Origin of the sequence: Streptococcus pacificus (assembly GCF_016481305.1) — a bacterium.
In the GTDB taxonomy this organism is placed as follows: domain Bacteria; phylum Bacillota; class Bacilli; order Lactobacillales; family Streptococcaceae; genus Streptococcus; species Streptococcus pacificus.
Genome location: NZ_JAENBO010000001.1, coordinates 218949 through 239163, shown reverse-complemented (window position 1 = coordinate 239163; position 20215 = coordinate 218949). Strand labels below are relative to the sequence as shown.

The 20215-nt window shown below is 37.0% G+C and carries 16 protein-coding genes; 1 reads left to right on the top strand and 15 read right to left on the bottom strand.

Annotated elements, in window-relative coordinates; genetic code table 11:
- Positions 1-106: 106 nt before the first annotated feature.
- The 4 genes from nfsB to JHK62_RS01075 all read right to left on the bottom strand — a co-directional run bounded on the left by nfsB (position 107) and on the right by JHK62_RS01075 (position 4482).
- The gene (gene nfsB, locus JHK62_RS01090) at positions 107-766 is read right to left on the bottom strand and encodes an oxygen-insensitive NAD(P)H nitroreductase (protein WP_199574835.1); all 660 of its coding nucleotides are present in this window, start codon (positions 764-766) and stop codon (positions 107-109) included.
- A gap of 117 nt (positions 767-883) precedes the next feature.
- Positions 884-2620 carry a pyruvate oxidase gene (spxB, locus tag JHK62_RS01085; RefSeq protein WP_199574834.1) on the bottom strand — a complete coding sequence of 579 codons (1737 nt, stop codon included), beginning with the start codon at positions 2618-2620 and terminating at the stop codon, positions 884-886.
- Positions 2621-3120: 500 nt separating this feature from the next.
- Positions 3121-3420, bottom strand: coding sequence for a hypothetical protein (locus JHK62_RS01080; RefSeq protein ID WP_199574833.1), 300 nt, complete (start codon positions 3418-3420; stop codon positions 3121-3123).
- 9 nt (positions 3421-3429) lie between these two features.
- Entirely contained in the window at positions 3430-4482 is a 1053-nt protein-coding gene (locus JHK62_RS01075) for a serine hydrolase domain-containing protein (RefSeq protein ID WP_199574832.1), read from the bottom strand.
- An 81-nt stretch (positions 4483-4563) separates the two neighbouring features.
- Here JHK62_RS01075 and JHK62_RS01070 point away from each other — a divergent pair, with 81 nt between their 5' ends.
- Positions 4564-5451 carry a LysR family transcriptional regulator gene (locus tag JHK62_RS01070; protein ID WP_199574831.1) on the top strand — a complete coding sequence of 296 codons (888 nt, stop codon included), beginning with the start codon at positions 4564-4566 and terminating at the stop codon, positions 5449-5451.
- Between the two features lies 1 nt (position 5452).
- On the opposite strand, the gene buk is transcribed toward JHK62_RS01070, so the two are convergent.
- The 11 genes from buk to JHK62_RS01015 all read right to left on the bottom strand — a co-directional run bounded on the left by buk (position 5453) and on the right by JHK62_RS01015 (position 19903).
- Complete coding sequence (gene buk / locus JHK62_RS01065) at positions 5453-6511, bottom strand: butyrate kinase (RefSeq protein WP_199574830.1); 1059 nt, start codon at positions 6509-6511, stop codon at positions 5453-5455.
- An 18-nt stretch (positions 6512-6529) separates the two neighbouring features.
- Complete coding sequence (locus JHK62_RS01060) at positions 6530-7441, bottom strand: phosphate acyltransferase (RefSeq protein ID WP_199574829.1); 912 nt, start codon at positions 7439-7441, stop codon at positions 6530-6532.
- A gap of 73 nt (positions 7442-7514) precedes the next feature.
- On the bottom strand, positions 7515-8564 hold the full coding sequence (locus tag JHK62_RS01055) for a PTS sugar transporter subunit IIC (RefSeq protein ID WP_199574828.1): 1050 nt from the start codon (positions 8562-8564) through the stop codon (positions 7515-7517).
- A gap of 9 nt (positions 8565-8573) precedes the next feature.
- A complete protein-coding gene (gene lpdA, locus JHK62_RS01050; RefSeq protein WP_199574827.1) occupies positions 8574-9986 on the bottom strand; it encodes a dihydrolipoyl dehydrogenase in 1413 nt (470 codons plus the stop codon).
- Between the two features lie 4 nt (positions 9987-9990).
- Positions 9991-11325, bottom strand: coding sequence for a dihydrolipoamide acetyltransferase family protein (locus tag JHK62_RS01045; RefSeq protein ID WP_199574826.1), 1335 nt, complete (start codon positions 11323-11325; stop codon positions 9991-9993).
- Between the two features lie 11 nt (positions 11326-11336).
- On the bottom strand, positions 11337-12314 hold the full coding sequence (locus JHK62_RS01040; protein WP_199574825.1) for an alpha-ketoacid dehydrogenase subunit beta: 978 nt from the start codon (positions 12312-12314) through the stop codon (positions 11337-11339).
- Between the two features lies 1 nt (position 12315).
- Entirely contained in the window at positions 12316-13413 is a 1098-nt protein-coding gene (locus JHK62_RS01035; protein WP_199574824.1) for a thiamine pyrophosphate-dependent dehydrogenase E1 component subunit alpha, read from the bottom strand.
- Between the two features lie 348 nt (positions 13414-13761).
- Complete coding sequence (locus JHK62_RS01030) at positions 13762-16041, bottom strand: C69 family dipeptidase (protein WP_199574823.1); 2280 nt, start codon at positions 16039-16041, stop codon at positions 13762-13764.
- A 348-nt stretch (positions 16042-16389) separates the two neighbouring features.
- Positions 16390-16800, bottom strand: a complete 411-nt coding sequence (locus JHK62_RS01025; RefSeq protein ID WP_199574822.1) for a PaaI family thioesterase — start codon at positions 16798-16800, stop codon at positions 16390-16392.
- A 67-nt stretch (positions 16801-16867) separates the two neighbouring features.
- On the bottom strand, positions 16868-17272 hold the full coding sequence (locus JHK62_RS01020) for an arsenate reductase ArsC (protein WP_199574821.1): 405 nt from the start codon (positions 17270-17272) through the stop codon (positions 16868-16870).
- 171 nt (positions 17273-17443) lie between these two features.
- Positions 17444-19903: an FAD-dependent oxidoreductase gene (locus JHK62_RS01015; protein WP_199574820.1), complete on the bottom strand. Its 2460-nt coding sequence runs from the start codon at positions 19901-19903 to the stop codon at positions 17444-17446.
- Between the last annotated feature and the right edge of the window lie 312 nt (positions 19904-20215).

The following is a 20215-nucleotide window of genomic DNA, read 5'->3' as shown; positions in this document are numbered from 1 at the left end:
ACTCTCCTATACCGTACTTTTATGACTTTATTGTAACAAAATCATGAGAGAAAATAAAAGTCTTAAACATATTCTCAATAAATATCAGCAACTCTTTTTTGAATAATCACGCTTTAATGATTCGTAAGTTTTTATCCAAACGAGACTTTGGAAGTTTGGTATTATAGTCCTCTTTTTCTTGACGATAACCTAATGCGACCACCATCTGTGCACTGATGTTTTGAGCATTAAGGTCAAATTCTTGATTAATGATATCCAAATCAATCCCTTCCATTGGCACGGCATCAATTGCCATTGAAGCTGCACCTAATAAAAGTGCGCCTACCGCTAAATAACATTGTTTAGCATGCCAGTGTGCCTCGTCTTGTAATTCTAATCGATGAATCCTTAAATAAGAACGGCGACCGGTGTCTTGATTTTCTTTCCATTGTTCATCACTAAAACGACCATCCTCATCTTCTTTTTCTAAAACAGCTGATAAGTGGTCATCATCAACATATTTCTTGCTGGTAAAAACGATGACATGAGAGGCATTCATAATTTTAGGGCGATTATAAGCAAAAGGACCAATGGCACCTTTGGCAATTCTCTTTTTCCCCTCTTCATTATCAGCCACAATAAAATAGGTTGGCTGTATGTTGGTACTTGTTGGTGCTAATTGTAAAATAGCTTCTAATTGACTAAAATCCTCTTGAGATATTTTTTTATCCGGATTAAATTTTTTGGTGGCATAGCGCCAGTTCATTGCTTCTTTGATAGTTAACATGACTTTTCCCTCCTAATGGTTTATTCACTTAATATTATTATACACTTTTTTGAAACCATTTTCTTTTGGAAAACAAAAAACCTGTTCACAGAGAACAGGTTTTCTTTTGTTATTTTATTATTTTTGAACGTCTTCTAACAATTTTCTAAATGGGATAAGACCTTCTGCTTGATATTCTTCAACGAATGCTTTGACTTCTGCTTCGCTGAATTTTTCAGTATCGATTTTTAGTTGTTCTACTGGAATTGGACGGTCATTTGCGATTTTAACGTCGATGACAACTGGTCCAGTTGCTTCTTTCGCTTTAGCAAATGCTTCTCTCAATTCTTTAAGGGTTCTTACTTCAAAGCCAGTTGCACCCATTGCAGAAGCGGCATCACCAAAGTCTAAGTCAATCAAATCAATTCCTGAGTGAGGTTGTGGCATGTCATCTTGTTCAGCTTCGATGAAACCAAGACTTTCATTGGTCAAGATAACATTGATGATTGGCATACGGTATTTAACAGCAGTTGCAATGTCTTGCATGTTCATTGTCCATCCACCGTCACCTGAAATAGACCAGACTTGACGTTTTGGATACTCAGCTTGAGCACCAATTGCTGCTGGAAGCGCATAACCCATTGTCGCATACCAAGCACTTGTTGTGAAGGCTTGTTTGTCATTGATTTTAAGGAATCTTAACCCATCAATGGTCACATTACCGACATCAACTTGGAAGACTGCATCGTCTGTTGCCATAGCATTGATTTCTTTAAAGACTGGTTCTACACGAAGTGGTTCAGAATCGTCATCTTCAAAGCTAGCAATCCAGTCAACCCAGTTTTGTTTATTAGCAATTGCAACTTTGTACCAGTCAGTTTCTGGCATGTCTTTTCCCTTTTCAATAAGGGCTTTAATAGTCTTTTTAGCGTCTGCTAAGATGGCAAGGTCAACTCTATGACGACGTCCAAACTTAGTACCATCAATATCCACTTGGATATAAGTGGCTTCTGGTTTAGCAAAATGATTTTGGAAAGGCATATCTGTACCAAAAGTGATAATAGTATCTGCTTCTTGAAGCATTTCAATACCAGGTTTTGTAGAGACACGACCGGCTGCCCCCATGTAAAGTTCAAAATTATCAGGAACAATCCCTTTTGCAGGGGCTGAGCTAAGAATTGGTGCTTTCAATTGTAAGGCCAACTTCATAATATCTTCACGCGCACCTCTTGTTCCTAAACCAATATAAATTAAAGGACGTTTGGCAGCTTGAAGCATTTCTAGAGCTTTATCAACAAGATCTTTGGCAGGTTCTGGCATAATTGGTTTTTGATAGTTTGCTGCTGTAGAGATATAGTTATCTTCAATTTCTTGCCATCCCAAATCTTTAGGAATAGTAACAACAGCAACACCTCTATGAGCATAAGCTTGACGAATCGCTTCATCAACCACATAAGGCATTTGTTCAGCAGTCATCACTGTTCTGTTATAAACAGATACATCTTCGAACATTGGATTTTCATTAAGTTCTTGGAAGTATGATTTGTTCATGTTGAAAGTAGGCACTTGACCAATAAGGGCAAGAAGTGGAATACCATCATGTTTCGCATCATAAAGACCATTTAAAAGATGAACGGCACCAGGTCCTGCAGAACCAAATGTGACACCAATACGACCAGTCACTTTAGCTTCACCAACAGCTGCCAAAGCACCCGCTTCTTCATGGCGAACTTGTACATAATTGATAGTATCCTTACGGTTATGAAGAGCATTCATGGTTGAATCAAAAGATCCTCCAGGTAAACCGTAGATATTTTTAACACCCCATGATTCAATAACTTTAATCATGGCATCTGAAGCATTAATTTTTGTCATTGCGACTCCTCCTTGTGATATGAGACAAAACCATTTAACGATAAAGTGACCTCCTCAATTCTTAGAGATGACTAGGCCTCTTAGGATTTGTTGAATTGTTCACTCTTTCAACTAATAAGTTTGTCAGTTTACTTTTGTTAGAACAGTTGAGTTTTGAAAGAAAATATTTGGTAAGCGACACGCTTGTTTAGCTACCCTCTAACAAGAAAACGCACACTTAGATAAATTAAAATAATCTCTTAAAAGGAACTGTACTAGCTAATAGCAATATCATACTGCTCTTTGTTAAAAATATCAATTAATTGAACCGGACTATTTTTGATCTTGAAACAATCCTTTAAAATCAAGGATTTAGAGTACTCTTGTTTCGTCTTAATTCAGCCCATTTTTACAAAATAAAAACTCTTATCATTGTTTCAAGCAGATCATAGTCAAGATGATTATCTTTATAAGACTATAATTTGCTTAAATGATAAGAGTCTTTAAACTTGTTCAAACGATTACTTTAGAACATCTTTAATAGTTTGAAAGAGGCCAGCAACAGTACCGTCATTTGGAATATCAGTTATTTGATCTTTAATCCCATTTACCCATTCATAGGAATAAAGTACTCCTGATGGGTTTAAAACGACTATTGTTTGCTTAGGAAGATTGGCATTAAAAACGGTTAAAGATAATTTTTCTTCAACACTAATGGGTACAGTGTACTTAAACATAATATCAGCTTGCATTGTTTTGCCAACCAAATAACCATCTTCTGAAAGTAAAACCTGCAATTGCTCTATTTCTCTATCTAACATTCCAAAACTCTATGCTTCCTTTCTTAGTTTTTCTTCTCTCTCCAATTCAAAAAGAATGAGATAAATCAATTGAATACATAATTCTGAACGTCCTGCGTTATCGGTTGTCCCTGTCAAATAAACGTCAAGTTGTGGGCAATAAAAGGCAAAAGCACCTGATAAACCCGAATGTCCATAAAAAGAAAGTCTATCTTCTTTTTCATATTGGCCCATGGTCAACTTCATGTGACCACCACCATATTCAACAGGAGCATAATCTCCTTGAAGGGGCAAGTAATGTGCCATTTTTTGCCAATGATTATCCTCAAATAATTGTCCTTCAACAAATGGTTGAATAAAGCTCATCAAATCAGCTGTGGTTGAAATCCCACCACCAGCTCCTTGGGCACTAGAGATGAGTTTTGGTCGCACCAAATAATCCTTGCCTGTGTAGATAGGGGGAATAGTAGCAAATTCACTACTTGTTAAAAAAGAGTGCGCCATTCCTAAAGGTCTTAAAATGGTTTTCTCAATACACGCATCTAAGGACTGATGAGTAACACTTTCAATGATTTTTCCAAGAAGCATATAGTTAATGTCAGCATAATAGGCTTCTTTACTACCCGGAAGAAAATGCGCTGGTGTTTTTTTAACCCAGTATAGCATGTCTGAAAAACTATAGGAGAAATCTTCTTGTTTTATCCTATTTTTAAGTAAAATCGGTTCCTCATAAAAGACATTGGGTAAACCACTGGTTTGAAACAATAAATCAGCAATTGTGATATATTTTGTTTGGTCTTTTCCTGCATAAGAATGCAAGTTCTCCAACTTTTCTTTTGGTAGAAAATTCGATATAATAGAGTCATAATCCAATTTTTTTTGATCAATTAATTGAAGAAGAATAGTTGTGATCCATAACTTAGTGACACTAGCTAAAACAAAAGGGGTGTCTTCATTGATGTCTCCTTGGGATAGCTGAACAAAGTCATCGCTATGACGCTTTTGGAGGCGTATTATTGCTCGAGGCAATTCATTGGTTTGAACAAATTTATTAAAAATACGTTCTAAATTGACATATTGCATATTACCTTCCTCTCATTTTTCTTGCATTATTAGTAAAGAGTTCTTGTTAGGATAAGTTTTTAAAAGAAAGTGGTTTTGTTTATGGATATTCGTCAAATTTCTTATTTTCTAGCTATTGCAAAAACCCAAAACTATTCGCACGCGGCAAAGAGTTTATTTATTTCGCAGCCTGCCTTGAAACAATCCATTTCAAAAATGGAAGATGAGTTGAACACACAATTGTTTATCTATCATAATCATAAACTCCATTTAACAGAAAGCGGCCAATTGCTACTAGAAAAAGGAGAGCCTTTGGTACGTGATTTTAATCAACTCATTTTTGATCTCCAAAATAAATCAGAAAATGAAAGAAAAAGTCTTACTATTGGTGTTACCTTTTTAACCATGTTACAATTTATTGATCAAATTTCTCGCTTTATTCGTCAAAATCCCACTATTGATGTGCGTATTGTTCAAGAAGGGTCGATTAAGCTACAACACCTTTTAGCGCAAGAAAAAATTGATGTTGGCATTCTCTCTTTTCCACAAGTGGAACACAACATTATTATTGATCCAGTCGCTATCAACCACTCTAGTTATTCTACTTACCTGGTTGTGCCAGATAATCACCCACTTGCTTCTAAAAAGAAAGTTGTTTTCAAAGATTTAAAAGACTCCTACATTGCCAGTCTTAGTGATCACTTTGCCTTAGGCGAATTGACCAAAAAACGCTGTCGTGAACTTGGCATTCTCAATCAGGTTATTCTAACACATGATGATTTTGAAATACTCTTACATAGCCTTCATAAATTAAATGCTGTTACAATACTTCCTGGGGAGTTAAAAGATCTTAGCCTCGTAGAAAATCTGGTGTGGATTCCTCTACATGATGTTCATAGTGAATACAAACAAGGATTAGCCTATCGCAAAGATATGAGTCATAATTCTCTTGCTATTACACAATTCATTGATGCTATTAAACATCATTAAATTAAAAGGTTAACTCTTGATAATCTTCTTCTTGATTAGAGACTCTTAGCCCACCAAGTGCAAGTGCTTCTAGCTCAAACTCTCCTGGATAAGCTTTAAAAGGACCTATAAAGCTAGTACGTTCTTTTACAGCCTCGCAAAGTGCTTTGGAATAAGCCATACCACCGGTTATACAAACCATATCAACAGGGCCATTAATACTAACAGCTAGCACTGCTAATGTTTTAGCAATGCCTAGAGCAAGAGCATCAAAGACAAGGGAAGCTTCTTTGTCACCGTCGGCCATTCTTTTTTCAACATCTCGTAAATCCGCTGTCTTACAATGCGATTGTAGGCCAGCTTTTTTTCTTGCAAGATAGTTGAAATCATCAATACCCATCTCTTTAATCTTACTGATAACTGCTTTTAAAGGTATGCCACCAGATCTTTCGGCTGAAAACATGATTTCATCGTCAGAAACAAAATCAACGATAGCACCTTTTTCATGAGCACTTGCTGTGGAGCCTCCACCAAGGTGGGCAATCACGATATTTAAATCATCGTAAGATTTCCCTAAATCTTCAGCCACTTTTCGTGCTACTGCTCTCATATTGAGATGATGACCAGTAGACGTACGCTCTACCCCTTTAATCCCTGTTAATCTTGAGACATCCCGCATTGAATCGACAGTAACTGGATCATAAACATAAGCTGGTTTATCATTGCCATAATCTGCCATAATAAACTTAGCTAGTTTTGCGCCAAGATTGGAAGGGTGTTCCAAAACAGGATGATATTCTAAGTGATTGATTAAGTCATCAGTCACTAAGATAGCTCCTGGTTTAACAGGCCCAATCAAACCGCCACGACCAACGGCTACATCAATAGTTTCAACGTGATGTTTTGATAATATTGCTTCAATATCTTTTAAACGACGATCAAACTGATCAAATACTTTAGCATAGGGCTCCAAGTCTTCAGGGGTGTATAAAATATCTTCTTTCCATAGTAGCTCTTCATCTTGGTAGAGGGCAATTTTAGTAGATGTTGCACCAGGATTAATAGCAATAATTGTTTTCATCTAGCTCTCCTATTCTTTCTATTTATCTGACATCACTACTTGTGCCAGTAAAATGGATGCATATTTTTCTTCAAAGCTTGAACTTCTAGAAGTAATGATGACAGGTACTTGGGCTCCCATAATAATACCAGCCATCTCTGACCCACCAAATAAAGTGAGCGATTTTGAAAAGACGTTTCCTGTGACAATATCAGGAGCGACTAAAATGTTGGCATCCCCTTGAATTCTTCCTTCATACCCTTTTTCTTTGGCACTTTCTTGTGATAAGGATAAGTCAATAGAAAGAGGTCCTTCAACAATAATATCTTTTTGTTCTTGATACTCTTTGGCAATCTCATCTTCCATTACTGAAGAAGGTAATTTAGGAATAACATTTTCAGCTGCTGATAATAAGGACACCTTAATAGGAGATACTTTCAAGGCAGACATCACCGTTTGAGCATTTTTAATAATCACTTTAAGATTATCTTTATCTGCCTGTAAAATAAGCCCACCATCAGTCACTGCAATCAACTGATTAAGGGATGGCATTGAAAGAACAGCAACATGTGATAGTGTTTCTGCTTTTTTAATCCCAGTGTCTCTATTAACCACTTCTTTTAATAGTTTACCTGTTGGAAGATGACCCTTTAAAATGGCATCTCCTTTTCCTTGTCGAATAAGTTCAACAGCTTTAAAAGAAGCTGCTTGTTCATCAGCTATATTAATGATTTCAAAAGCAGAGTCATCTATATCATAATGACTCAATTTTTCTTTTAGTGCCTTTTCATCATCGATTAAGTAAGCGTAAATCCTTTTTTCAGCAATCGCTTTTTCAACACTAGACAAGACCTCATCATCGGCTGCTTTAACAACCACTAAATTCATTCTAGTTGTTGCTGTTTTAATTTCTGGTCTAGCTTCTAATAATTTATCAATTAATAACGACATTCTATCACTTCCTAACTAAAAGGGTATGTCCTTTCTTGCTACCGAAGCCTCAAGTAAGACATACCCTCAACCTTTAAATATTTAGACGATAATCTTCTGGAGTAACAATCCCAAGAACATTCATAAACAAGTATTTAAATAATAATCCAAAGAGTATTGGTCCACCTGCAAATACCAACAAAGTAATTAAGATATTGGTGACAGACCAACCACCATTGACGAGATTGAGATGATTAATTGGTCCAACTAACCCACTAAAACCAAAACCTGCACTCATTGGTGTCCCTTGAATATTAAACAAATAAGCTAATACCCCAGAACAAGCACCAGAAGCCATTATTGGTAATAACACTTTAGGATTTTTAACCACATTTGGCATTGAAATTTTCGGAGATCCGATAAAATGCGCAACAGATGTCCCGCGAGTATTAACAGACCATCCTAAAATGGCAAATGCAAAACCAGTAGCACAAATACCAATGTTAGCCGCACCTGAGCCAACCCCAGATAATGAGATGGCTAAGGCAATACCAACTGTTGTAATTGGTGACACAATTAGGACACCAAAAATAATAGCTATCAGTATACACATGATGAGAGGTTGCAATTGTAGTAATTGCGCAACTCCTAAACCGACAATTTCTGTAATCTTAGCTACATAAGGGAGAATAAAGCGCCCAAATAAACCGACAACTAACATTAACATTGGTGGAATAACTAAAATAGTATAGGCTTTTAAACCATTACCTACTAGTAGAATAAGAGCCGCACCAATGGCTGATGTAATCAACATGTTAATGATATCTCCTGCTCCGGCCATCATGAGGACACCATCTTTCATCATGACTGAGCCAGAAGCAAATAAGGTTGCTAATCCTAATGAGGCTGACTGGATAGGATTAAATTTGAAATTCAATCCTACCATGAAGCCACAAACCAAACCCATTGTTGCATTTGACATTGACAGTCCCCATGCTAATGGCGTCAAAAATGGCATACTAGGAATTAAAAGTTTAACGAGTTCTGAAAGGAGTGCTCCTGGAATTAAAACTACTACTGATCCAGTTGCAATACCATTTAGTACGTTCATGGCAAATGCTTTTGCCGATAATTTATTTTCCATATGTCTCCTTTACTGATGAATGCCGTGGCCTAATAAGACTTCACTTGCATCCATAATAGTTTCTGATAGACTTGGATGGTTGTGAATGGTTAATGTAATATCTTCTGCTGTTAGTAAGTTTTCAATCGCTAAGGTTATTTCACCGATTAACTCACTAGCACCTGGCCCTACTAATTGTGCACCAACTAATTGGTTAGTCTCTTTATCAGAAACCAAACGGACAAAACCTTCTGCCTGGTTCATTGATAAGGCCCTACCATTACTTGCAAATCTGAAGGTCGCAACTTTTGGCGTGATACCATTTTCTTTAGCTTTTTCTTTTGTCAAACCAACGGTTGCAATTTCTGGTTGGGTATAAGCCACGGTTGGAATCACAAGATAATCTGCTGCGACTCCCGCAACTTGTGAAATAGCTTCGGCTGCTACTTTTCCTTCATATGAAGCTTTATGAGCTAGAGCTGGACCTTTTGTAATATCGCCAATCGCATAGATGTGTTTTTGATTTGTCTGCATTTGTTGATTAACTGGAATCAAACCTTTTTCATCTAATTCAAGACCTGATAATTCAACACTCATCATATCTGTATTAGGTCTACGACCAACTAAAACAGCAATCTTATCAGCAATAACTTCTTCTTCTTTTCCTCCAATCTCATAGAAAAGATGAAGGCCTTTTTTGTCTTTTTCATAGCGAGATGCTTTGGCATTAGTGATGATTGTCATCTTTAATTTTTCTGCCTCATCTAAGACTGGTTTGATTAAGTCTTTTTCAAAACCATTTAAGACACTGTCTTGTCCTTCTAAAATTGTGACATGACTGCCTAAATTAGCATAAGCCATGGCAAGTTCCATACCAATGTAACCACCACCAATGACAGCTAATTCTTTAGGAACTTCTGATAAATTTAAAAGTCCTGTTGAGTCCAGTATATCTTCGCCAAATGGAAAAGCTTTTAATTCGATTGGACGACTACCAACTGCTAAAATGGCATTTTTAAAGCGATAAGCTTCACCAAGACCATCTTTTGGAGTGACAAAAACCGTATCTTTTGCAACAAAATGAGCTTCCCCTTCAACAATGGTCACCTTGTTTTTCTTTAACAAAGTTTTTACACCAGTCGTAAGCTTAGCAACAACTTCTGTGTTTTTCCATTCTTGTGCTTTTTTAAAATCCAATTGACTCTTACCAATTGTTAAACCAAATGGATGAGATTTTTGGCTATTAGCATATTCGTGACCAACATGTATAAGCGCCTTTGAAGGTATACAGCCAACGTTCAAACAAACACCACCCACTGACTCTTTTTCAACAATAACTACTTTTTGTCCGAGTTGAGATGCTCTGATAGCTGCAACATAACCGCCAGGTCCCGAACCGATAACAATAGTGTCCACTTCATTTGTAAATCCACCTACTACCATGTCATCACCCCTCTGCTAATAATAAGTCTGGGTCACTGAGATAGCTCTTGAGAAGGTTGATTGCTTTTTGAGCATAAACACCATCAATTGCTCGGTGATCAAATGCAAATGAGATTTTCATCACTTGTTTGAGAACAGGATTACCCTCTTCATCTGGAAGAAAGACCTTATCAATACGACCAACATTTAAGATGGCAATCTCTGGAAGATTAATAATTGGTGTTGACCAAACGCCGGCAGTAGCTGCTGCTCCAACATTAGTCACTGACATAGACCCTTTACCCATATCAGAAGTAGCTAATTTACCATCACGGGCTTTTTGAGAAATGTCAGCAATTTCTTGAGCAATATCAAAGAGACTCTTGCGTTCTGCATTGCGAATCATTGGTACCATTAAACCTCTTGGAGTATCAGTTGCAACACCAATATTGTAATAATGATGACGAATAATTTCGTTATTAGCCATATCTAGTGACACATTAAGATCTGGGAAGTGTTTTAAAACACCAACTAAAGCTTTCACAAGATAAGGTGTGAAGGTCAACTTGATATCTCTATCAGCTGCTAATACTTTCATTTTATTTCTGTGTGCAACTAGAGCATCTACTTCAACTTGATCAAATACAGTCACTTGTGCGACTTCACTACTACTCTTAGATAGTGCGTCTGCAATGGTACGACGGATAGATGGTAATTTTTCAATTGTTTCTGGGAATTCGTCACCTGAAGTAACTTTTGGAGCTGTTTTTTCAACAGTTGCTACCATTTGATCTTGTGTTTCATCTTTTTCAACCGGACTAGCTTCAACTGGACTTGCTGCCACAGCGGTTGGATTTTCAACAAAACGATCAATATCTTCAATCGTTACCTTACCATGATTACCTGTCCCCTCAATTAAACGAATATCAACGCCTTTACTACGAGCATAACGACGCACACGAGGAACAGCAAGTGTTCTAACGTCAACACTTTCATCTAGTTCTTTTGTTACTGGTGATGCCACAGTTTGTTTTGTTGTTGTCACTTCTTCAACAACTGGTTCTTCTTTTTTCGTTTCAGGTGTAGGTGTTTCTCCTCCAGATTGATAGGCTTTTAACTCTTCTTCAGATTCTGCTATATCAGCAATAGGTTCACCAACAATACCAGTGTCTCCAGCTTCAACGTAAATTTTCGCTAAATAACCAGTGATTGGACTTGGTAATTCAACAACAGCCTTATCACTTTCAATTTCTAAGAGAGTATCGTCTTCGTTGATTTTTTCACCAACACCAACAGCCCATGACATGACAACACTTTCATGTGTGCCTTCGCCTGAATCAGGCAAAATATATTGATACATTGCGTGCCCTCCTAAAATTCTACGATTTCTTTTGCTTTTACAACAATATCTTCTGCATTTGGCATCCAAGCCTCTTCTGCAAGACCAAATGGAAATACTGTATCTGGTGCTGTCACACGAGCAACTGGAGCATCTAAGTTCATGAATTGACGCTCAGCGATTTCAGACATCACTTGGCCTGCTGTTCCTGCTTGACGTTGTGATTCTTGGAGAACAATAACACGGTGAGTCTTAGCAACGGATTGTTCAATGGTTTCATAATCAACTGGCGATACCGTTCTTAAATCGATAACTTCTGCACTAATGCCTTCTTTTTCCAATTGTTCAGCTGCTTGAACAGCAAGCGGAATCATTAAACCATAACCAATCAAGGTCACGTCTGTTCCTTCACGAACCACATTTGCCTTGTCAAGAGGTACAGTATAATAACCTTCTGGCACTTCATCTTTAACAGTACGATAGAGACGAAGATGTTCTAAGAAGAAGACAGGATCTTCAGACTCGATAGCAGAAATCAATAAGCCCTTGGCATCATAAGCTGATGAAGGAATCACCACTCGCAAGCCTGGAATTTGAGCAAACATGCCCTCTAAACTATCTGAGTGTACTTCTGGGGTGTGAACACCACCACCATAAGGTGCTCTTATCACTACTTGAGCATTACGAGTCCCTCCTGAACGATAACGTTGACGTGACAGTTGTACAATCAATGCATCCATAGCTTCAACCACGAATGCTGAAAACTGAATTTCTGGAATAGGAATAAATCCTTCTTGAGCAAGACCCACTGACATATGAAGAATGCCAGATTCAGCTAATGGAGTATCAAACACACGGTTTTCTCCAAATTCATCTTGTAAACCTGCTGTAACACGGAAAACCCCACCATTTTTACCGACATCTTCGCCAAAAATTAAAGTATTATCATGTTTTTTCATGGCTTCTTTCAAGCCCTCAGTGACAGCTTGTGCTAATGTAAGAACTGGCATATTAGTTTTCCTCCTTAGCTTCATAGTAAGCAATTTGCTCTTTAATATTTTGTGGTTGTTGGTCATACATCATTTTCAAAAAGTCAGATACTTTTTGAGAAGGAGTCTTAGCCATTTCAGCAAGAGCCTCTTTCGCTTGATTTTTGACATCTTCATAAATAGCATCAGCTTTTTCTTGGCTCCACAATTTCTTTTCTGTTAAGTAGTTACCCAATCTAATGATTGGATCTTTTTTAAGCCATTCTTCTACTTCAGCATCTTCTCTATAACGTTTTGGATCGTCTGACATGGTATGTGGTCCATAACGATAGGTCATAGTTTCAATAAGAATCGTACCATTTTCAATAGCATAGTCACGCGCCTGTTTAGTAGCATAATACACAGCTACTGGGTCCATCCCATCAACACGAATAGCTGGTATTCCTGCTGCAACAGCCTTTTGTGCTAGAGTCGTTGCTTTTGTTTGTTTAGAGGTTGGAACGGAAATACCATAACCATTGTTTTGGACAACAATAATTAATTGTGCATCGAATACCCCACCAAAATTAAGGGCTTCATAAAAATCACCTTGAGAAGTAGAAGAGTCCCCAGTAAGGGCAAGGGCAACCTGTTTTTCACCTTTCATACGTTTTGCAATCCCATTGCCAAGTGCTTGGATGGCACTACCACCAACGATAACATTAGGTGAATACATATGAAGATCATCTGGGTATTGATTGGCAGCAAAATGACCTTTATACCAAAGGAAAGCTTGGGTTAGGGTCATACCAAATTTAACACCAACAAAAACATCACGATAAGTTGGCGCAAAAACATCATTTTTATCAAGTGCCAAAACACTGCCATATTGGCTAGCTTCTTGTCCTCCACCTGGAGCATAGTTACTAAGGGCTCCTTGACGATTCAAAAGAATGACACGTTCATCCATTGCTCGTCCCCAAGTAATAGTTTCCATTAGGTTAACAAGTTCTTCATCTGTTAAACTATCCATGGCATCTTTGTCAACGACATTTCCCTTTTCATCTAGTACTTGAAACATAGGAAATGCATCTCCATAAGATGCAGTTAATTCAGTAAATGTTGCGTTACTAATTTTCATAGCAGTCTCCTTTCTGTTACTTAAATGATAGCGCTTTCTTTTTATTCCGTAAACTTCTTATTTCTTATAGTGCTATAAGAAGAATTATTTGATATCAGAAAAGTTTTGAAAAAATCTGTTTAGAGGGGATAATTAAAATTTTTCCCAGCACGTTTATTTGTTTGTTTTTCCAGTTAAAATCACTTGTTTTATGAAACTTTTTATCTTTTTTGATTTTGAACTGCGATCATTAGCTTACCTACTCTTATAATAATCACTAAAAAAGAGAGAACGCTGAGCGTTCTCTCTAAAAAATATTCTCTAGCAATCGTTTAGACTACAATTTTTTACAAAAGCGAGTGTTACCTGTTACATCTCACCTTCACGTTTTTTACGGCCATAGCCATATAAAGCTAGTGAGGATAGTGCCACTAAGGTACCAGTCACTGCCGTATTGGTAGAGTCGCCTGTTTTAGGCAAGTCTTTTTGATTAGTTGCCATTTTCTTAGGCAATTGAGCATTTTCTTGAGTGGTTTTAGTATCTTTTGGTGAGCTGACGTCATCTTTTTTAGGATCTTTAGACTCATTATCTTTAGATGGTGGAGTCACATTGTTTGAAAGTTTAGTGACAGTCAATTTAGTGCTTGCATAGCCATCATTAAAGTTGAGGGTGATGTCATGTTCTTTATCCTCACTAGTTGCTAGTGTCTTAAGATAATCAGCTTTCAAAGTAATCTTAGTTGATCCTTCTGAAATATCATAGTTATTAGCATCAACCACTTGCCCATCAATGGTTAGGTTAAGGAATTTAGCCATATCACCATCAGAAACAATGGTTAAGTCTTTTGAGTCATCAGATTGCCAAGTTTGATTAGCTCCCTCAACAATCTTATACTCAACGGCTTTTTTAAAGGTGATGTTTGTCGCTTTAGTCTTAAAGACATAGAAGTCATTCACTAGATCATAAGCAATCACCTTGTTTTGGTCATCATAGAAAATAGGATTGTCAATAGCTTTCTTAGCAATAGAGTAGGTCAACTCTTTATTTAGCTCAGGTAACTCATTACCATAAACGTCTGTTGCTTTTATTTGACCAGCGCCATTAATCGCCAAGAGAATTTTCTTATCTGAGGTTCCTTTTTCAACGGTAAGGGTTGTGCCTGCAAAATCTCTGGTTCTTCTATTAATACGATAGTTAACGACATAATCATTTTCAGCAAGGTATTTAGCGTGAGCGACCATTAATTCCTCACGAATTTCTTTCATTGTCGCAAAAGCTTTCTCAGCTAATTCATTATTGTTTGCAGTTGCTGCTTCACTGGTTTGAGGGCCATCTAAAACAGCTTGATTCATGATTTCTTGTTGAGCTGGTGTTAATTTGTCATTAACAATCTTCATGAATTCGTCACGGTTTGTTTCCACCATGTGTAAAATATCCATTGCTACCCAGTACATTGAATCTTCAGAAAAGGCATTCGTTTGGTTTTGAATGGCTGCAATTCCTGTTGTTTGATTTGGATAGTATGGCACATAAGGAGATACTAATGGAGAACCCATAGCAAGCCACATCACACCAGGATAAGTATCAGTCATTTTTTCATGATCAAGTTGGAAGATATGTGCTTCCATGGTATTGCGATTTCCAATTGGATAAAGACTAGGATCACCTAATTCATCAGCTACTAAACCAATGTGCTCCATACGATTTCTAGTAAGAGCCATTAAATCTTGTAGGCTAATACTTTTTTCTGGAGCATCTTGTAGGAAATTGTAGTATTGATCTTCTAAGCTCACATTAGCATCTGGATTGAGGTGTTTAATACCAGAATACACACGAGAACGATTTGATTCCACTAATTTCTCAGGAGCATAAGAGCCAGCTAAGTCAATCACACGTTTTTTCTCATCACCCTTAAAGGTGCCAGCTTTTTTAGCCACATCAAAGATCCCTTTAGAATAGAGGAATTGACCATTATTAGAAACGATATAATTGTCAAATTCTTGACCAATATCTAATGTCACTTCATTGAGCCAGAAAGTATTTGGCATTACTGAGAATTTATTCTTAGGGTATCTCATAGCAACAAATTGATGGCCACTATAAATTTCCATATACCAAGTGTCGTTATGATCGGCAACAACAAGATCATTACCTTCTGAAGCCCCTTTAGTGGCTACTTCATTGGCGATGAGTTCAACTGCTTGATCTGCCGTATCAGCATTTGCTAATACAACAGTAGGAAGAACTGCTTCAGTAACGCCTTTTTCAACATAAGCGTCAGCTGTCTCAATTTCATCTCTATAGCTGGCAGAAACGGTCATGTCAACTATTAAGCCCTTATCATTGAACCCTGCTTCATCAAAGATACCGTACTCTGGTGTGGTATCACTCACTGAAGTGAATTGGTTAGAGTCTTTTTCCATGACATACTCATAACCGCCGTCTTCACTGGTTGAAACATCAACAATTTTATCGCCAGCTTTGTATTCACCAGCTTCATGAACTTGATAGACCTTATTATGATTTACCTCAAGATCTTCAGTTCGACCGAAATAAGCTTTGCCATCTTCAGTTAAATCACTACCAACAATAAAGCCTGTACAGGCATCAACTGTCATAGTAAAACTAAAAAAGACAAAACACAACATGATAACTCCTATGAAATAGAAGAATTTCTTCATAGGTTATCCCCCCTTTCACTCGTATTATACCCATTGCCTGCACTAAAATCAATTAAAAATAGGCATTTTTTTGAAGCGCTTACAAAAATTTTTAAACTTTGAAAAATACTTGAAAAATCCCTTGAATGTTACAGCTTTGTTAGATAAATAAAACAGAAATACTCCTTGATTTTCAATGAAATTATGTCTTGTTTTTCGTTGTTTTCTGAAAACCAAGAAAAGCATATAGCTAAGCGATTAAAACATCTGGAGAAAACTAAAAAACTCAGTAAAAGGTTATATGCCCTTTACTGAGTTTTTAGTACTAACGACTCATTAGCTATTGTCTTCATCTTTTTCTAACATCTCTCTTTTACCTGTGATAAACATGGTAAAGCTAGCCTTTGTTAAGACGTTTTTCTTCTCATTACGAATCACAACATCAATAACCTTTGTTGTCCTACCATTATGAACAACCTTTCCTTCAATCGATAAGGTATCATCTAAATGACCGGCTTTTAAATAGTTAATATTAGACTGTAAAGTCACCGATTCAAAGCCAGTAGTCCTCACAACCAACCCACTGACCTGATCAGACAAGGCAAACAAATAGCCACCATGAGTGTTGCCGTAGTAGTTGAGTGAAGAGGGAGTCACCTTAGTGGTCATTACCACATGCCCTTCTTCAACTGTCTCCATATGATAATTTTCAAAAATTCTTAGTTCCTTAAAATGAATGTCTTGCATTAGTTTTCTATTCTCCTTTAAATCAAACAGACCCTATTATACTACAAAAATAAGCGCCTGAAAATCATTACGATTGTTCTAATTGTTGGATAAGCTTTCTCACTCTTTCATCAATCTCAGAAATAATCGCAATAAAGGCTTGATCGGATTTCCCTGTTGGATCGTCCAAACCCCAATCTTCAGTATCATACTGATAAGGGAGACTTGGACATGTGACATTGCAACCCATAGTAATAACTTGTTCAACTGCTGGAATATCTGTTAATAACTTAGGCGTTTGAGACTCTTCCATATCAATGCCATAGAGCACTTTCATAAGCCTCACCGCATCTGGATTGATTTGACTTTTAAGTGCTGTCCCTGCCGAATAAACCTCAGCAAGGTGTGAGCCGTATTTTTTCATCAAAGCTTCCGCAATCTGACTGCGACAGGAATTATGGACACACAAAAACGCCACTTTTTTCTTTTTCATAGCTAACCTCTTTTACTTTTTTATAATAAGTAACATCTGACTTCTAGTATACACTATAATGAGCAAAAATTAAAAAGGTTGGTTTTTAGTGATTGAAAGCCCAAAAATGATACAACCATTATAAAAAGAGGACTTCGTTAGTCCTCTTTTTATCTTGAATAATTGAAAGTATTAGATAAACAGTTGCATATTGGCATTTTCACTATCACCAATAAAGGTTGCAACGCCTCCATACTCAACGAAATCAAATAATTCTTCTTTTTCTATCCCCATTAGATCCATACTCATTGTACAAGCAACAAATTTTACACCTAATTGATGGGCTTGTTCAATCATATCTGGCAAAGAATCCACATTTTTTTCTTTCATGATGTGTTTAATCATTTGACGTCCCATACCACCCATATTCATTCTTGAAAGGGGCATATCATTTGCTTTTGAAGGAAGGAAAATGTCAAATAGTTTTGCTAAACCAGATTTCTTCACTTTTTGTTTTTTCAGCATTGATAAGCCCCAGAAAGTAAAGAAGATGGTCACTTTTTTGCCATAAGCTGCGGCGCCTGAGGCAATAATCATTGATGCTAGCGCCTTATCCAAGTCACCACTAAAGACAACCATAGTCATGCCATCTTTGGTTTCTTGCAAGACTCCTTCTTGAGCTAAAAGAGAATTTGGTTCCTTTTCATTGGGAATGTCTTTTCCTTTGACTAAGCTAACGAGAACTTTATTGCCCTCAATTCTATTATCAACTATCGTATTCCCCGTGTTTTTAGCCCAATTCTCAATATCAGCACTAAACCCAAAATCACTCGCTTGGATATTAAGGATTTGGCCATCAGACATATCATCCACTGACTCTTTAACTTTTAAGATGGGACCGGGACATTGTAAACCACAAGCATCAAGAGTAATAGCATCTAAATTCTCTGAAACAGTGGGCATTTTTTCTTCTTTCTTTACTGGAATCGCTTCTTGTTTAAAAGAAACCAATTGATATTTTGATTGCTTATAAGTCTTGTAGCCACCATCTAGGTTTTTAACCTCAAAACCAGTTTGTTTTAAAATTCTAGCCGCATTATAGCCACGTTGCCCTACTTGACAGTAGACATGAATGGTCACATCTTTTGGTATTTCGTCCAGTCGATTTCTTAGTTGGTTCAAAGGAATATGCTGACTGCCTTCAAGACTGCCCGTTGCTAATTCAAATGCTTCTCTAATATCTAAGAAATAAGCACCAGAAGCTAAAAGTTGATCAACTTCGTGCCACTGGAATGTCTCAACCAGTTCTCTTTTTATATTATCAGCTGTGTAGCCAAGGAGATTGACAGGATCTTTAGCAGAAGAATAAGGTGGGGCATAGGCTAATTCAATACTTGCCAATTCTTCTACTTTAGCACCAAATGTCATTGCTGTTGCGATAACATCTATTCGTTTTTCTACTCCTTCAGTACCAATGGCTTGTGCACCCAAGATTTTACCTTCTTTTGTAAAAAGAATTTTTAAGGCTATCGGAGAGGCACCAGGATAATAACCAGCGTGTGAATTAGGGTGAATGTGAATGACATCATAATCAATGCCTGCTGCTTTTAATTGTTTTTCATTGTTTCCAGTACTTGCTGCTGTTAATTCAAATACTTTAGCAACGGATGTTCCTTGGGTGCCTGGGTAGCTGGTATCAATACCATTAATAATATCAGCCACTAAACGTCCTTGACGATTGGCAGGCCAAGCAAGAGGAATATTAGTCGCTTCTTTTGTGACCTTATTGACAACTTCAATAGCATCACCAATGGCATAAATAGCTTTGGCAGAGGTTTCTAAACGGTTGCTTACCTTGATGCCACCTTTAAACCCTAGTTCCAAACCAGCTTTTTTAGCAAGACTATTTTCAGGAACAACACCAATCGCTAAAATAATCATTTCTGTGGCTAATTCTTGACCACTAGATAGGATTAGTTTTTGACCAGACTCTTTGATTTCAGTCACACCATCTGAAAGAATGAGATTGACTTTATGCAAATTAATTTGCGCGTGTAATTGTTGAGCCATTTCAAAATCAAGGTTTGGCATGACTTGATTTGCCATTTCAACCAAATTGACCTGAATCCCTAATTCAACAAGGTTTTCCATCATCTCAAGACCAATAAAGCCTCCTCCAACAACAGTTGCTGTTTGAATGGAGTGAGTTGCAATATAGTCTTTAATTAAATCCATATCGGGAATATTTCTGAGAGTGAAAATATTGTTTGCGCTCTCTAAGCCCTTAATAGGTGGGACAATTGGCTTAGCACCTGTTGAGATAATTAAATGATCAAAAGTTTCGACATACTCACGATTATTTTTGGCATCATAAACAGTAACTGTTTTTTCATCTGGATTGATGTCAATGACTTCTGATAAATGTCTAATATCAATTCCGTATTGACTACTCATTCCTTCGACAGTTTGCAACAAAAGATTGTCACGGTCTTTAATGACATTACCAACATGATAAGGAAGCCCACAGTTGGCAAAAGAAATATATTCTCCCTTTTCAAATAAAATAATCTCATCCTTTTCATTTAAACGTCTCAACCTTGTTGCAGCAGTAGCACCACCAGCAACACCACCAATAATTACTATTTTAGCCATTTGTTCCTCCAAACATTTTTGGTTTTGATAAAATAGAAAATTCTTTTACAATTTCTATTATTGCATTACTATATACCCCTCTGGGTATCTAAAATATAGCATATCAGAAACCGATTTGTCAAATAAGATTTAAAAAAGTGACTCTGATCAGATTAGGGTATTAGTTGTCTATTTCTCAATTAAAACTAATGTTAACAACTTCTGAGATTTTGTTGAAAACTAAACGTGACATTTCTTGTGCACAAAAAAGGGTTATATTCTGTAGCAAGTACAAAACATAACCCTTCACAGATAAGCGTTGCAATCTAAAGA